The following is a 16,039-nucleotide window of genomic DNA, read 5'->3' on the forward strand; positions in this document are numbered from 1 at the left end:
TGCAAAGACTGCCCCTTGACCCGTCAGCCAGCAAACGAAACGATCTCCGAAGGGTAGTCCAAAAAGGAATAGCTATTGTGGCCGGCAATCGCCTCCCGCCATCGACGACCGGACTCAGGGTTTTCCTCGCGGTTGCGCGGCTTGGCTCGACCGCGAAGGCGGCCGTCACGGTCAATCTGACGCAGAGCGCCGTCTCCAAGCAGATCCAGGCGCTCGAGGAGCATCTGGGGACGACGCTGTTCGAGCGCACGCCGCAGGGGCTGAAGCTGACGGAAGCGGGCTCCATCTATAACCCCTATGCCGAGGCTGCGATCGAGCAGATGGAACGCGGCGCGCGGCGCCTGAGCGAACGCGCCGCCCAGGGGCGGCCGATCCGCCTCCACATGATCGCCATCGCCGGGGAACGCTGGCTGATGGAGCGCTTTCCGGTCTTCGCCCAGGCCCATCCCGAGATTGACGTGCAGTTCACCAATTTCGTCAGCGAGGAGGAGACGGAGGAGCCCGATATCGACATCGGCCACCAGAGCGGGCCACTGCCGGGGCGCGAGTCACATTATCTCTTCGGACGACAGGTCGCGCTCGTGGCCGCCCCCTCGCTGGTCGAGCGGATGGGCGGCTTCCAGCGTCCGGCCGATATCCAGAAGATGACCCTGCTTCAGCATTTCCAGATGCCGACCTTCTGGGCCGAATTCACCGAGACGCATGGCCTGCGGGGCGCGGTTCCCGCGCATACCGTGCGCTACGGCTACTATTCGGTGATCATCCGCGCGGCGATGGCGGGGCTCGGCGTCGCGCTGGCGCCACGCTGCTATGTGGCGGAGGAACTGGCTTCGGGCGCCCTGATCAACCCGCTCGGTCTCGGCTTCGAGAGCGCAACCGGCTGCTGGCTCACCTTCAGCCCCAACACCGAGCACAGGCCGGGCTTCGAGGCGCTCGTCGCCTGGCTGCGCGAGGAGGCGGCGATCTTCGAGGCGGCGACGCTGGCCAAGGAGGCCAATGATGCGTCGGCCGTCGCCGCCAGCACTGCTCCGGTGCCCCGGCAGGCAAGACGCAGCAGCGCGTCCTGAGCCGCGCTTCCGTCCCCGATGGCCTGCAGGATCAGCGCTACAGGAAGCCCGTCGAGATCCACGGCACAGCGGCGACGATCACGAGGCCGATGAGCAGGGCGAGCATATAGGCTCCGATATATTTCAGGCCCTCGTCCGGGTTGACCTTGCTGATCGCGCAGGCGCCGTAATAGCCGACGCCGAAGGGCGGGGCGAAAAGGCCGATGCCCATCGCGAGCACCACCACCATCGCGTAATGGACCTCGTGCACCCCGACCTGCTTGGCGATCGGGAAAAGCAGGGGGCCAAACAGCACGACAGCGGGGATGCCTTCGAGCACGCTGCCGAGGATGACGAAGGCGAGGATGGAGATCGCCAGGAAGCCCCAGGTGCCGCCGGGAATCGCAGACATCATGCGGGCGAGATCCTGCGAGAAACCCGATTGCGTCAGGCCCCAGGCCATGGCGGTGGCGCAGCCGATGATGAAGATGATCGCGCCGGTCAGCGAGGCGGTATCGACCAGCATCTTCGGCAGGCGCCGCCAATCGAACTGGCGGTAGAGCAGCAGGCCGGCGAGCACGGAATAGGCGATGCCGATGGTCGAGACTTCGGTCGCCGTGGCGACGCCCTCGACAACCGCGGCGCGGATGACGAAGGGCAGGGCGATGGCGGGCAGCGCGATCAGCGCGAGCTTGCCGATCTGCCGGCGCGACTGGCGCACGACATGGCCGAGATCCTCGTGGCGATAGCGCCATCTGACGACGCAGCAGAGTGCGACGCCGAGCACCATTGCCGGCAGCAGGCCGCCGGTGAACAGGGCCGCAATCGAGACGCCGGTGACCGAGCCGATGGTGATCAGCACGATCGAGGGCGGGATCGTCTCGGTCTGCGCGCCGGTCGCCGAGAGCAGGGCGACGAGATCGCCCGGCGCCGCGCCGCGCGCCTTCATTTCGGGGAAGAGCACCGGCGCGATCGCGGCCATATCGGCGATCTTCGAGCCCGAGATGCCGGAGACCAGATACATCGCGCCGATCAGCACATAGGACAGGCCGCCGCGGACATGGCCGAGCAGCCCGGCCAGGAACTCGATCATGGCACGCGCCATGCCGGTCATCTCGATCAGCGCGCCAAGGAAGATGAAGAGCGGCACGGCGAGCAGCATGATGTGGCTCATGCCCTCATCGAGCCGTCCGACCATGACGATCAGGGGGGTCGAAGTCGTCAGCGCGAGATAGCCGAAGGTCGCCAGCGCAAAGGAGAAGGCGATCGGCACGCCGGAGAAGACGTTCAGCGCGACGACGCCGACGAAGAAGATCACCAGGTTGAGTTTGCCGAGCGGCTTCAGGACGGGGCCGGCAAGCCAGAACAGCAGCAGGAGGGCGGCCGTCAGGGCAATCGCGATCAGGGCCGGCTTGAACGAAGGCAGGCGCAGCATCCGGCAGAAGGCGACGACCAGCATCAGGCCGATACCGGCCGGGATTGCGGCTGCGCGCCAGGCATTGGTGATTTCGAGCGCCGGAGTGACGATGAACGCCTCCTCCTCGGCATACTCGAGCGCATGCGGCAGGAGCAGCAGCAGGAAGGCAATGCCGGCGGTGATCGCCAGCGCCTCGAGGCAGGCCCGCGTCTGCGGGCCGACACGGCTGACCAGGCCGGTCATGCGCATATGCTCGCCGCGCCGGAGCGCAACCACCGCGCCCAGCATGGAGAGCCAGAGGAACAGGATCGAGGCCAGTTCGTCCGACCAGACCAGCGGTGCATGGAAGACGTAGCGCGCCGTGACGCCGGCGCCGAGCAGGCCGATCTCGATGACGACGAGCACGGCCACGACCAGTTCGACCAGCCCGCCGACGCTGCGGTCGACGAGGCCGACAGCGCGGCCGAGGCCGCTGGAGGGCCGGATGGCAGGCGCTTGCGACGCTGCGGCCTGAAGCTCCATGACGTTTCTTCCAGTCGTTGTTTTCGTGCCTTATAGGCGTGCGCGTGGCATCAGGCGAGCGCGATGGCAGCCGCTTCCCGGGCAACGGGTATTCGCTGGAGTCCGGCCTGAAACTGGCGAATCCACGGAGCGGGAATTGCGCAGCCGGCGCTGCTATGCTGTTGCGGGCGGCTGCTACCCCAGAAACCCTGCCGCCCCAGAAGCCGAGTGAACCCGTGATTCCCTGGATCCAGATCGATACCGCGACGATGCCGGGTGGCGGCGGCGAAATCCGCCTCAAGCAGCGCGGTGCGGAGTTCTCGATCATGCTGGGCGCGATCGAGCTGATGAACAGCCGCCTCAGCGGCTCGGAGGAGGCACTGGCAACGCTGGTCGCGGCGCGTCTTGCCGGCCGGCCGGAGCCCCGCATCCTGATCGGCGGGCTCGGCATGGGCTTTACCCTGCGCGCGGCGCTGGCGGCGTTCGGGCAAGGCGCGCAGATCGTGGTCTCGGAGCTCGTGCCGGCCGTCGTCGCCTGGGCCCGCGGTCCGATGGCTCAGGTCTTCGGCGATTGCCTCGCCGATCCCCGTGTCACCATCCGCGAGGAGGATGTCGCACGGACGATCGGCGCCGCTCCCGCGGCGTTCGATGCGATCCTGCTCGATGTCGACAACGGCCCGGAGGGGCTGACGCGCCGGGCGAATGACGATCTCTACGACATGGCGGGCCTCGCCGTCGCACGCGCAGCCCTGCGTCCTGGCGGCGTCCTCGCCGTCTGGTCGTCCGGTCCCGATCATGGCTTCACCCAGCGCCTGCGCAAGAGCGGCTATGCCGTCGAGGAGGTGAAGACGCGCGCCAACGGCAAGCGCGGGGGCGCAAGGCACGTGATCTGGCTCGCGACCGGTCCGGGTGCCGCCCAGTCCGAGCGCGCGCGGCGGGCCGGTTCATGATCGCTCCTGACAGGAGGGCGCGCGCAGCGTCGCTATAGATCCGACATGCCGAGACGTCCGCCAAAACCCCTCTCGATCAGCCCGTCGCAGGCCCGCCGGATCTGGCTACGCGCCCAGCKGCTCGATACGCTCGCTCCCTTTGGCGACGGCTCCGAAGCCACGCCGGCGGCGGTGGACCATCTCGGCTATGTGCAGATCGACACGATCAACGTGGTCGAACGCTGCCATCATCACATCCTGTGGACGCGCATTCCGGACTATCAGCGCGCGCATCTGCGCCAGGCCCAGAGCATCGACAAGAGCGTCTTCGAATACTGGACGCACGCGCTGGCCTATGTCCCGACCCAGGATCTGCGCTTCTTCCTGCCCGAGATGAAGCGGCGGCGCGAAAACCCTCCGAGCTGGTTCAATTCGGTGACGAACGAGGACCTGCGCAAGGTCATGGGCCGCGTTCGGCGCGATGGCGCGCTCTCGATCCGAGACATCGACGATGATGTGCTCATCGAGAAGGATCATGCCTGGGCGAGCCGCAAGCCCTCGAAACGCGCCCTGCAGCTCGCCTTCTTCAGCGGTGCGCTGACGATCTGCGAGCGCGCCGGCATGCTGAAGAGCTACGAGCTTCCGGAGCGGCATTTTGGCTGGGAGCGCGCCCCACGCCCGGCGACCGAGAAACAGGTTCTCGACTATCTCCTCGACCGGGCCTTGCGATCGCAGGGCATCGTCAGCCTCGACTCGGTCTGCCATCTCGACGCGCCGCGCAAGCCCGCGATCCGCGAGTTGATCGAGACGAGGCTACGCCGMAGAACGCTCGTGCCTGTCACGATCGAAGGGGCGGGAAAGCAGGAGCATTGGGCGCAACCCGCCATGCTCGAACCGACGCCGGCACCGGATGCCGAGCTGGTCCATATCCTTTCGCCCTTCGATCCGCTGATCATCCAGCGCAAGCGGCTGAAGCTTTTCTTCGGCTACGATCACCTGTTCGAGGCCTATGTGCCGAAGGAGAAGCGGGCGATGGGATATTTCGCCCTGCCGGTTCTGGTCGGCGACGAGATCGTCGCGGCGATCGACCTCAAGGCCGATCGCGCGAACGGGACGCTTCTCGTCCAGCAATGGAACTGGGTCGGCAAAGGCTCTCCCGAGCGGCACAAGGCGGCCATCGAGGACGCGTTGCACCGGTTCGAGCGCTTCCAGCTGGAGACCTGATCCAGCTGGCTCAGGCTTGCGTTCAGCCGAAGAGATTGCGGAACTGCCGCGGCTGGGAGCGCAGATACTGGTTGGGCGCCTTGACGCTGGCACCGAGATGGGCGGCGGCGTGCCAGGGCCACCGCGGATCGTAGAGGATGCCGCGCGCCAGCGCGACGAGATCGGCATCGCCGGTGCCGACGATCGCTTCGGCCTGATCCGGCTCGGTGATCAACCCGACGGCGATGCTCGGCAGATTGGTCGCCTGCTTCACGGCCCGGGCGAAGGGGACCTGGTAATTCGGCCCAAGCGGGATCGCCTGCTTGGCCGAGAGCCCGCCGCTGGAGACATGCATGAAGCTGCCGCCGCGCGCCTCGACCGCCCTTGCGAAAGCGACGGTCTGTTCGACGTCCCAGCCGCCCGGGACCCAGTCGGTGCCGGAGACGCGGAAGCCGACCGGGATCTCCGCAGGGACCACGGCCCGCACGGCATCATAGACTTCGAGCGGCAGGCGCATGCGGTTCTCGAGCGAGCCGCCATACTCATCCCCGCGCTGGTTCGAGAGCGGCGAGAGGAACTGGTGCAGGAGATAGCCGTGGGCGGCGTGCAGCTCGATCGCCTGCAAGCCCAGCCGCACGGCGCGCTTGGCCGATGCGGCGAAGTTCTCGCGGATGCGGGCGATGCCTGCGAGATCGAGCGCGAGCGGCGCCCGGGGATGATCGCCAAACGGGATGGCGGACGGGGCAAGCGTCTGCCAGCCGCCTTGGTCGAGCCCGAGCTGGCCGCCGCCTGTCCAGGGCGCGGCCACCGAGGCCTTGCGCCCGGCATGGCCGAGCTGGATGCCGATCGGCATGTCGGAATACGCACGGACCGCCGCCAGCGTCCTGGCCAGGGCCGCTTCCGTCTCGTCCGACCAGAGGCCGAGGTCCAGCGGGCTGATCCGGCCCTCCGGCTCGACGGCCGTCGCCTCGATGAACATCAGCGCGGCGCCGGACAGGGCGAGATGGCCGAGATGGATCGTATGCCAGTCGGTCGCCCGGCCATCCTCGGCCGAATACTGGCACATCGGCGCGATCACGATGCGGTTGGCGAGTTCGAGGCCGCCGAGCTTGTACGGGGTGAAGAGCTGGCTGGTCATGATGCCTCCGGCGGTTCCATCGCGCCGCGCGGACGGACCCGCCGACCGGCTGTTTCTAGCCGTCTCGCCAAGCCGCTGACTACAGGCAACAGCGCAAGGGMACGGTTGCAGTTGCGAAGAGAGCGCTACGGCGCTCCCGTGGCAGCCGAGACCAGCCAGATCGCGACGGGGAAGGTCAGCGCCGCCAGGGCCGTGGAGAGCACGATCGCAGCCGCGATTGGCCGGCTATCGGTCTCGAAGCGCTCGGAGATGACGAAGACATTCGCCGCGATGGGGAGGGCCGAATAGAGCACGCCGGCCGTGACCCAGAACGCGTCAAGCTTGAGCACGACGGCAAGCACGATCCAGGTCACCAGCGGGTGCAGCACGAGCTTGCCGACGACCAGTGGTGCAATCCCGAGGGCCGGGAGCTTGCTGCCGCCACCGCTCCATTGTCGCGCCGCGAGGCCGAGCGCGAAGACGCCGACCGGCGCAGCCGCATTTCCGAGGAAGGAGAGGAAGCGGTCGACCGGTTCCGGGATCGCGACCCCGCTGACCGAGAGCGCGAGGCCGCCTGCGATCGACAGCATGAAGGGGTTGAGGATCGTGCCGCGAATGAGCCGGCCGGCAATGGCGGGTGCCGAACCGGCGCCGCGCCCGGCCTCGATCAGCCCGATCGACAGGGGCACGACCAGCGCCGTGTCGCAGATCAGGCCGATCGCGATCGGCGCTGCGGCGCGCTCGCCGAGGAAGGCCAGCATCAGGGGAATGCCGAGAAAGGCGAAATTGCCGCCGACGAGGCTCTGCCCGCGCGAGACCGCATTGGGGAAGGGCAGGGCGCGCAACCGCGTGCCGATGAGGATGCCAAGCGCCATGATCGTCACGCCGATTGCTGCCAGCGCCACGAAGAAGGTCGTGTTCCAGAGCTCGGCGATCGGCTGCCGCGACATCACGCGCAGCACCATTGCCGGTGTCGCGATCATGAAGGCGAAGGTGTTGAGCACCCTGACGGAATCGGGGCCGAACAGCGTGCGGCCGGAAACCAATGCGCCGAGCGCGATCACCGCGAAGAACGGCGTGCTGGTGGCAAGGAATTGAAGCATCGATTGCGCTGACGGCTGGAGAACCCGCGCGTCGTCCCGGCCGTGCCTGTCCCGGCACCGGAATGACGCGCGTTGTCCTGCTCTCTACCAGCCGGGACTTGGCATTGGCCATGCGGCCCGATGCCTGACCGCCCGCCGCCAACGCAGGCCCCGTCGTGATCAGTTCGCCTGGAAGGCGCCGATCATGTAGCTCTCATTGCCGATCTCGGTGACGCGGCCCTTCACCTCGTAGCTCGCGAGATCGACGATCCAGACCACGCTGGAATTCGACTTGCCCTTGGGCGCTCCGGTGATCGCGGCATATTTTCCGTCGGGGGTGATCGCGATGCCGCGCGGGCGGGAGGGCTCGCCGCCGGGCGTCTTCAACTCGACCCTCTTGATCGTTGCCGGCTGCCCGGCGATGGCCTTGGCGACATCGATGATGTCGATATTGTTCGAGCGGAAATGCGTCGACAGGATGCGCTTGCCGTCCGGCAGGAACGCCGCCACGAAGGGGCGTGTCGGCACGGACTTGTCGTCGGTGCCGACCAGCACGCGGGCGACCTCGGCCTTGGCAGGGTCCGACAGCGCCTTCTCGACATCGATGATCGAGACGGTATTGCCGGGCCTGTCGGTCTGCGCGTTCTCGCGCGAGGCATGCGCCACAAGCTTGCCGTCCGGGCTGGTCGAGATGCCGAAGCCGCCCGCCTGCACGGGAATGCGCGCGATCTCCGCTCCGACTTCACCCGCAATCGCCTTTTGCAGGCTGATCACCGAGATATCGTCCGTTCCGCCATTGGCGCCGAAGATCGTGCCCCCACCGAGCGGACTGATCGTCACGCCGTTGGTGTCAGGGAAACAGCCGAATTTCGGGTCGGGCGCGCGGTGCGGCACGGGATCGGGAGGGCATGGGAAGCCGGGCTTGCCGAAAGCCTGCTCGACCCGACGAATGACCTTGTTGCTGGCGAGGTCGACGATGCTGATATGGCGGCCGCCATCCTCGTCGCCCTTCTGTTCGGCATGGGCGAGCGCGGCATGCCGGCCGTCAGGAGCGATCGCGAAGCCGGTCGGCCCAAAGCCTTCCGTCTCGATATAACCCTCGACGGCCGCAAGCGTGCCGTTGCTCGCCGGATCGAGCGCCTTCTTGAGATCGACGATGGTGACGGTGCCGGCATGGCCGTGCTGGAAGGCGGCGGCATCGTCGGGCCTGGTGCGGCCGGAATGATTGACCACATAGGCGCGCCGGTAATCCGGCGCGATGGTGATGGTGATCGGCTGGCCGCTGGAGATTGTGTCGGCCTTGCCGGTCCCGGTCGCGTCGATATCGGGCGTGACGCGGATGCGGTTCACCACCGCTTTCGGCGTGCCGTCATTGGCCGGATCGATCGCCCTTTCGAGGTCGATCACCAGGACGACATTGTCCCAGCGCCCGCTTGCGAGGAAATAGTCCTTTGCCATGGCGGCCTGTATTCCTCCGGCAGCGATCAGCGCCGTGACGCCAGTCAGAAGCATCGTCCTTAGCATCGTCCGTCCTCCTTCGGCTCACCCGTTTGTCCGGGTCCTTGGTTGGGATGCCTGCTGCCGCTCCGGCTTTTCGCGTCAGCCCTCCAACGCCATGTCGAGCACGCGGGCGACATGCAGCGCCTCTCGGCCTGCACCATCGTGGATCTGGTGGCGGCAACTCGTGCCATCGGCAACGACGAGGTCCTGCGCGCCTGCCTTGCGCACTGCCGGCAGCAGCGAGAGCTCGGCCATGGCGAGCGAGACATCCATGGTGTCCGCGCCGTAGCCGAAGGCACCCGACATGCCGCAGCAGCTCGACTCGATCGGCTTGACGTCGAGACCCGGAATCGCGCGGAGCGTCGCCTCGACGGCGCCCATCGCCGCGAACGCCTTCTGGTGGCAATGCCCGTGCAGATGGGCGACGCGGCCCGCCTGGTCCTTCAGCGGCAACGTGGTCGTCCCCGCCTTGATATCGGCCGCGAGCAGCTCTTCGAGCAGGAAAGCCGCGCTGGCCGCGGGTTCAACCTGCTCCTTGGGCAGGATCGCGCCAAACTCGTCGCGGAAGGTCAGCAGGCAGGACGGTTCGAGCCCGACGATGCGGGCGCCCCCGGCAATATAGGGCGAGAGCGCATCGAGCGTGCGCTTGGCCTCGATGCGCGCCTCGTCGACCAATCCGGCCGAGAGGAAGGTCCGTCCGCAGCAGAGCGGCCTGCCGCCGTCAGCCGGTTCGACCTTGTGGATGCGATAGCCGCCGGCCGCGAGCACGCGCTCAGCCGCCTCCATATTCTCGCGCTCGTAGTAGCGGTTGAACGTATCGCCGAAGAGCACGATGTCGCGGCCGTCGCCCTTCACATCGCCAGGCGTTGCCGGGTTGCCGGCCTGCACCCAGGGCTTGCGCCAGACCGGCAGCGAGCGGCGCGCGCTGAAGCCGAGCCAGCGCTCGCTCAGTTTGGCCAGAGCAGGGATGCGATCGCGCAGGTTCATCAGCGGCGCCAGTTTCGCGGCATAGGGCGCATAGCGCGGCAGCCAGGCGATCAGCCGTTCCTTCAGGGGCAAGCCATGGCGCTGGTGATAATGGTGGAGGAACTCGATCTTCATCCGGGCCATGTCGACGCCGGTCGGGCAGTCGCGCTTGCAGCCCTTGCAGGAGACGCAGAGATCGAGCGTCTCCTTCATCTCAGGCGAGGTGAAGGCGTCGGGGCCGAGCTGCCCGGAGATCGCGAGGCGCAGGCTGTTGGCGCGCCCGCGCGTCAGATGGGTCTCGTCCCTGGTGGCGCGATAGGACGGGCACATCGTGCCGCCGGAGAGTTTCCGGCAGGTGCCATTGTTGTTGCACATCTCGACGGCGCCGCCGAGCCCGCCCCAATCGGACCAATCGAGTGCGGTTGCGGCCGGGATAGGCGTCGCATAGCCCGGCGGAAACCGCATCAGGCTGCGATCGTCCATCTTGAGCGGCCGCACGATCTTGCCGGGATTCAGCCGGTTCTCCGGGTCGAACCYGTCCTTCACCGCCTCGAAGGCGCGCGTCAGCGGGCCGCCGAACATCGGTTCGACGAATTCCGAGCGGGAAATGCCGTCGCCATGCTCGCCGGAATAGGAGCCCTTGAACTGGCGCACGAGGTCGCAGGCGGCCTCGGCGATGCCGCGCATCGCCTTGACCCCGGCCTCGTCCTTCATGTTCAGGATCGGGCGGACGTGCAGGCAGCCGACCGAGGCATGGGCGTACCAGGTTCCGCGCGTGCCGTGACGGGTAAAGAGCTCGGTCACCGCGTCGGTATAGTCGGCGAGATGTTCGAGCGGGACGGCGCAGTCCTCGATGAAGGAGACCGGCTTCCCGTCGCCCTTCATCGACATCATGATATTGAGGCAGGCCTCGCGCACCTCCCAGACCGGCTTCTGCCGTGCCGGTTCGACGACCTCGACGACCGCGTCGGCAAAGCCGTGATCGGCCATGCACTGGTCGAGCCGCTTCAGGTCGTACTTCAGCGCCGCGAGATCGTCGCCGGCGAATTCGACCAGCAGCAGGCAGTTCGGCTGGCCCCTGGTGATGTCGGCGAGCGTTCGCACGAAGAGCGGGATATCGGCACCGAGCACCAGCACATTGTTGTCGACGAGCTCGACCGCGACCGGACCCAGCGCCACGATATGCTGCGTCGTCTCCATCGCCGCACGAAAATCCGGGAAATGGCAGACGCCCATGACGCGGTGGGTCGGCAGGGGCGAGAGCCTGAGCGTCGCCTCCGTGGTGATCGCGAGCGTGCCTTCCGAGCCGACCAGCAGATGCGACAGGTTCGGCCGGGCCGGGAGCAGCTCGTCGAGATTGTAGCCGCCGACCCGGCGCTGCACCTTCGGGAAGATGCGCTCGATCTCGTCGCGGTGCCCGTCCGCCAGGGACAGCATCCGCGTCATCAGGTCCCGCGTCCTGACCGAGGCATTGTCGCCGACCGGGTTCTCGCCCAGCGCAAAGGCCTCGCCGTCATGGAACTGCGCCCGCAGGGCAATGACATTGTCGACCATCTTGCCGTAGCGCAGCGAGCGCGCGCCGGAGGAGTTGTTGCCGGCCATGCCGCCAATGGTGCAGCGGCTCGCGGTCGAGGGCTCGACCGGGAAGAACAGGCCGTCCTTCTTCACATGGCTGTTGAGCTGCTCCAGCACGATGCCGGGCGCGACCGAGACCGTGCGCGAGGCCGGGTCATAGTCGCGGATCGCGTTAAAATGCCGGCTCATGTCGAGGATCAGCGCATCGCCGATCGGCTGGCCGTTTTGCGACGTGCCGCCGCCGCGCGCGATCACCGGAACGCCGTGCTCGGCCGCGATCTGGAGCGCGGCCGCAATGTCGGTCTCGCTCTTCGGAAAGGCGATACCCTGCGGGATGATCTGGTAGATCGAGGCGTCGGTGGCATAACGCCCGCGCGTGAATGCGTCGAAGCGGACCTCGCCTTCGAGCGCCTGGGCGAGGCGCCGTTCGAGCCCGAGATTGCGCGAGCCCTGTTTGGCGAGGGGGGCAGCATGGGTCATCGCGTCACGTATCCATTCCAGTTCATCTCGACCCGGCTCTGCGTTTCAATTTGGCCGGGACGACCCGCGTTCGCGTCCGAACGCATTCTCACTCGGCGGCTTCTGCCGCCTTTCCGGCCCGGCCGCTTCTGCGCCGCACCGCCCCGATCAGGTCCGACACCGGCCCCCAGAAGAGCAGGATCATCGCGAGCGCAACCAGTGTCGTGACGAGCCCGTTGGCGAAGAAGACCCCGAGACTGCCGCCCGAGCCGAGCAGGGCCTGCCGGAAAGCGTCCTCGGCCCGGTCGCCCAGGACCAGCGCCAGCACCAGCGGCGCCAGCGGGTAGTCGAGCTTCTTGAAGACATAGCCGATGATGCCGAAGATCAGCATCAGCCAGATGTCGAAGATCGAGTTGGAGATCGTATAGGCGCCGATAGCGCAGACGATCAGGATCACCGGCGCGACGAAGGAGAAGGGGATGCGCATGATCGCGGCGAAAAGCGGCACGGTCGCCAGCACGATGATCAGGCCGGCGAGGTTGCCGAGATACATCGAGGCGATCAGCCCCCAGACGAAGTCCTTCTGCTCGACGAAGAGCATCGGCCCGGGCTGAAGCCCCCAGACCAGCAGGCCGCCGAGCAGCACGGCCGCCGTGGCCGAGCCCGGGATGCCGAGCGCCAGCATCGGCAGCAAGGCGCTGGTGCCGGCGGCATGCGCCGCGGTCTCCGGCGCAAGCACGCCCTCGATCTCGCCCTTGCCGAAATTGGCGCCGCGCCGCGAGAAGCGCTTGGCGAGGCCATAGCCCATGAAGGAGGCGGCGATCGCGCCGCCGGGCGTCACGCCCATCCACATGCCGACGAGGCTGGAGCGGACGAGCGTCGCCCAGTAGCGCGGCAGCCCGGCCCAGGTCCGCAGCACGACCTTGAGATCGATCGTCGCCTGCTTGCCCTTGAAGACCAGTCCCTCCTCGACGGTGAGCAGGATCTCGCTGACGCCGAACAGGCCGATTACGACGATAAGGAAGTCGAAGCCGCGCATCAGCTCGGTCGAGCCGAAGGTCATGCGCAGATCGCCCGAGATCGAGTCGAGCCCGACTGCCGCCAGCAAGAAGCCGATGCAGAGCGAGGCCAGGATCTTTGCCCGGTTTTCCCGGCCCATGCCGATGAAGGAGCAGAAGGTCAGCAGGAAGACGGCGAAGAACTCGGCGGGCCCGAAGCGCAGCGCGAAGGAGGCGACCAGGGGGGCGACGAAGGTAATCAGGATGACGCCGGACAGCGCCCCGATGAACGAGGCCGTGAAGGCGGCCGTCAGTGCCTCGGCCGCCTTGCCCTGCACCGCCATCGGATAGCCGTCGAAGGTGGTCGCGACCGACCAGGCCTCTCCGGGAATATTGAACAGGATCGAAGTGATCGCGCCGCCGAACAACGCCCCCCAGTAGATCGAGGAAAGCAGGATGATCGCCGAGGTCGGGTCCATGCCGAAGGTCAGCGGCAGCAGGATCGCGACCCCGTTCGGACCGCCKAGGCCCGGCAGCACGCCGACAATGATGCCGAGCACCACGCCGATCACCATGAAACCGACATTGTGCCAGGAGAGCGCGACCTGGAAGCCGGCGATCAGCGAGGAGAGGTCTTCCATCAGCGCAACCTCAATAGCCGAGCATGGCTTCGAGCGGACCCTTGGGCAGGGGCACGCGGAACTGCTGTTCGAAGATCCAGAAACAGACGATCGGCACGAGGACGGCCGTCAGCACGATGCTCCACCAGCGCGAGGTCGCGACGACGGCCATGAAGACGAGGATGAAGACGCTCGCGGCGACATAGAGCCCGAGCGGCTGGATCAGCGCGACGAAGAGAACGAGCGGGCCGAGCACGCGCGAGACCTGCCCGAGCTGCTCGAAGGTGACGAAGACGCTGTTCTCTGTGCGAAAGGACTGCACCAGGATGAACAGCGAGGCGGCCAGGAACAGCCAGCCGACGCGGGCGGGGAAGAAGCCGTTCTGCGGGCCATTGTCCCAGCCGGCCCCGCGGCCATAGGAATCCCAGAGCACGACGAAGGCGAGGCCGATCAGGATCGCGGCCGTGCCAAGTTCGACGGGGCGGCGCGAGAGGCCGCGCGGCGCTTCGCCTTCAGGATGAGCGGACATCGACATCTCCGGACGTCGGCAGAGGGTTGAGGCCCGCCGTGACGGCGGGCCGGTCGGGCTCAGGCATCGGCCCKAAAAGTGGGCGCGGTTTTCGGAAAAGCCGATGCAAACGTAGAAGGCTGCATGATCGGATCGGATATGTTTCCGGTCCGATCATGCAAGGGCTACTTCGCCGTGAAGCCGGCTTCGCCCATCAGCTTGGCGTGCTTCTCCTCATCGGCCTTGAGGAAGGTCACGAACGCCTCGCCGTCGCGATAGTCCGGAACCAGCGCGCTGCGGGCGAGGTAGTCCTTCCATTCCGGCGTCTCGGAGACCTTCTTGAACAGGTTCACGTAGAAAGCCTGCTGCTCCTTGGTGACCTTGCCGGGCATGAACATGCCGCGCAGCATCTGGTAGGTGACGTTCAGCCCCTGCGAGGCGCAGGTCGGGATATCGGCCCAGGATTTTCCGTCGGCGACCGGCGTCGAGTAGGTCATCTTCTGTTCGGAGAAGACGCAGATCGGCCGTGTCGCCCCGCCGCGCCAGTTGGCGACGTCCTCGGCCGGGTTGTTGGTGCTGGCGTCGATGTGATTGCCGGAAAGCTGGGTCGAGGCCTGGCCCCCGCTGGTGTGCGGGATATAGGCGAACTTGACCCCGCCAGCCTTCTCCATGCCGAAGACGATCAGGTTGTCCTCGCGCTTCGACGAGGTGCCGCCGATCTTGAGCGGGGGCGAGGCGGCCTTGGCTGCCGTCATGAAGTCGCCGGCGGTCTGATAGGGCGCCTTGGCGTTGACCCAGAGCACGAAGGAATCCTGCGCCATCATCGCGATCGGCGTGTATTCGGTCCAGTTCAGCGGCAGCTTGGTCGCCATCGGCGTCATGAAGATGCCGCTCGACGTGGTGATCAGCTTGTGCGGGTCGCCCGCCGCCTTCTGGATGTCGAGCATGCCCTCGGCGCCGCCGGCGGCCGGCTTGTTGACGACGATGATCGGCTGCGAGGTCAGGTTATTCTTCTGGATGATGCCCTGCATCGTCCGCGCCATTTGGTCGGAGGCGCCGCCGGCCGAGAAAGGCACGACGATTTCGATGGCCTTGGTCGGCTCCCAGGCGAGGGCGGGGGTCACTGCTGCGAGCGCCGCGCCAGCGGCAAGCCAATGCTGCTTCATCTCTTCCAACCTCCCTGCAACGCGCTCTGTCGGCGCCGTGGCGAGAGCCTAGAATCAAAAAATTTTGCATTCAATCTGAAAAATGATGATGGCCGAATTGACGACGACACTGCCCGGTCGCCACCCCGTATCAATGCCGGGGAGGTCTCAGGCTGGGGTTGGACTCAGGCAGGGCTGTTCTCGTCGTCCGTCTGCGCGGCGCTCTGATGCTGCGCGGCTTTTCGCTTGTTGCGCAGATGCAGGAACATGATGTCGCTGAGCTCGCTGCCGGCGCGTCGGCGCAGGGCATCGAGGATCGCCTCGTGCTCGCGCATCGCCTCGCCCCAGCGGTCGCGCTCCTTGTCGAGATTGGCGGAATAACGCACGCGCCGGATGCGGCCGGCAATGCTGTTATAGGTCGCGCTGAGCGTCGCATTGCCGGCGGCCGCGACGATCATGCGGTGGATGTCCTGATTGCACTGGAAATAGCCGTGCATGTCGCGCCGCAGGTAGAAACGGTACATCTCGTGATGAGACTGCTCGATTTCGGCGATTTCCTCGTCGCTGATGCGTTCGCAGGCCAGTCGCMCCGCCAGGGCTTCGAGCCCGCCCATCACGTCGAACAATTCACGCAGATCATCGGCGCTCAGGGCGCGCACGCGTGCGCCGCGATTGGGCAGCAGGTCGATCAGCCCTTCCGCGGCCAGGACCTTGAGCGCCTCGCGCAGCGGCGTGCGCGAGATGCCGAACCGGTCGCAGAGCAGGCGCTCGGGCACGCGTGCGCCATCGGCGAGATTGCCCTCGACGATATAGTCGCGCAGCGCGGCCAGAAGTTCGCCGTGCAGCGATGTCTGCCCGGCGCCGTCCTCGCGCCGCAGCGGCGGGTTTTCGGTCGTCTCAGTGTCGAGCGCGATAGTCGTCATCCTGGTTTGCTACGCGAGTGGACGGCCCCGTGTCGAGATCGGTCAGCATA

Annotated in this window: 12 protein-coding genes; 3 read left to right on the plus strand and 9 right to left on the minus strand. The window is 66.9% G+C overall.

The window, feature by feature from the left end; translation table 11 throughout:
• Window positions 1-77: 77 nt before the first annotated feature.
• The gene (locus tag AC1DIO_RS21685; protein WP_441504834.1) at window positions 78-1,067 is read left to right on the plus strand and encodes a LysR family transcriptional regulator; all 990 of its coding nucleotides are present in this window, start codon (window positions 78-80) and stop codon (window positions 1,065-1,067) included.
• Between the two features lie 37 nt (window positions 1,068-1,104).
• Here AC1DIO_RS21685 and AC1DIO_RS21690 read toward each other — a convergent pair whose 3' ends face one another.
• The gene (locus tag AC1DIO_RS21690) at window positions 1,105-2,985 is read right to left on the minus strand and encodes a TRAP transporter large permease (RefSeq protein ID WP_441504833.1); all 1,881 of its coding nucleotides are present in this window, start codon (window positions 2,983-2,985) and stop codon (window positions 1,105-1,107) included.
• A 215-nt stretch (window positions 2,986-3,200) separates the two neighbouring features.
• On the opposite strand from AC1DIO_RS21690, the gene AC1DIO_RS21695 reads away from it, so the two are divergent.
• Both AC1DIO_RS21695 and AC1DIO_RS21700 read left to right on the plus strand, forming a co-directional pair.
• Entirely contained in the window at window positions 3,201-3,914 is a 714-nt protein-coding gene (locus AC1DIO_RS21695; RefSeq protein ID WP_441488805.1) for a spermidine synthase, read from the plus strand.
• A gap of 45 nt (window positions 3,915-3,959) precedes the next feature.
• A complete protein-coding gene (locus AC1DIO_RS21700; RefSeq protein ID WP_476854051.1) occupies window positions 3,960-5,117 on the plus strand; it encodes a winged helix-turn-helix domain-containing protein in 1,158 nt (385 codons plus the stop codon).
• Between the two features lie 22 nt (window positions 5,118-5,139).
• Here the strand turns inward: AC1DIO_RS21700 and AC1DIO_RS21705 are convergent, their stop codons facing one another.
• The 8 genes from AC1DIO_RS21705 to AC1DIO_RS21740 form a co-directional block, all read right to left on the minus strand.
• Entirely contained in the window at window positions 5,140-6,234 is a 1,095-nt protein-coding gene (locus AC1DIO_RS21705; RefSeq protein ID WP_441488803.1) for an NADH:flavin oxidoreductase/NADH oxidase, read from the minus strand.
• 125 nt (window positions 6,235-6,359) lie between these two features.
• Entirely contained in the window at window positions 6,360-7,316 is a 957-nt protein-coding gene (locus AC1DIO_RS21710) for an AEC family transporter (protein ID WP_441488802.1), read from the minus strand.
• 159 nt (window positions 7,317-7,475) lie between these two features.
• Window positions 7,476-8,819, minus strand: a complete 1,344-nt coding sequence (locus tag AC1DIO_RS21715; protein ID WP_441504831.1) for a YncE family protein — start codon at window positions 8,817-8,819, stop codon at window positions 7,476-7,478.
• A gap of 75 nt (window positions 8,820-8,894) precedes the next feature.
• Window positions 8,895-11,816 (minus strand): FAD-binding and (Fe-S)-binding domain-containing protein, encoded by a 2,922-nt coding sequence (locus AC1DIO_RS21720; protein WP_476854052.1) that lies wholly within the window; start codon window positions 11,814-11,816, stop codon window positions 8,895-8,897.
• Window positions 11,817-11,904: 88 nt separating this feature from the next.
• Complete coding sequence (locus tag AC1DIO_RS21725) at window positions 11,905-13,434, minus strand: tripartite tricarboxylate transporter permease (RefSeq protein WP_441488799.1); 1,530 nt, start codon at window positions 13,432-13,434, stop codon at window positions 11,905-11,907.
• A 10-nt stretch (window positions 13,435-13,444) separates the two neighbouring features.
• A complete protein-coding gene (locus AC1DIO_RS21730) occupies window positions 13,445-13,942 on the minus strand; it encodes a tripartite tricarboxylate transporter TctB family protein (protein ID WP_441504829.1) in 498 nt (165 codons plus the stop codon).
• A gap of 164 nt (window positions 13,943-14,106) precedes the next feature.
• Window positions 14,107-15,087 carry a Bug family tripartite tricarboxylate transporter substrate binding protein gene (locus tag AC1DIO_RS21735; protein WP_441488797.1) on the minus strand — a complete coding sequence of 327 codons (981 nt, stop codon included), beginning with the start codon at window positions 15,085-15,087 and terminating at the stop codon, window positions 14,107-14,109.
• 164 nt (window positions 15,088-15,251) lie between these two features.
• Window positions 15,252-15,989, minus strand: a complete 738-nt coding sequence (locus AC1DIO_RS21740) for a GntR family transcriptional regulator (RefSeq protein ID WP_476854053.1) — start codon at window positions 15,987-15,989, stop codon at window positions 15,252-15,254.
• Window positions 15,990-16,039: the final 50 nt, after the last annotated feature.

Source organism: Allobosea sp. 05T439 (genome assembly GCF_056396005.1).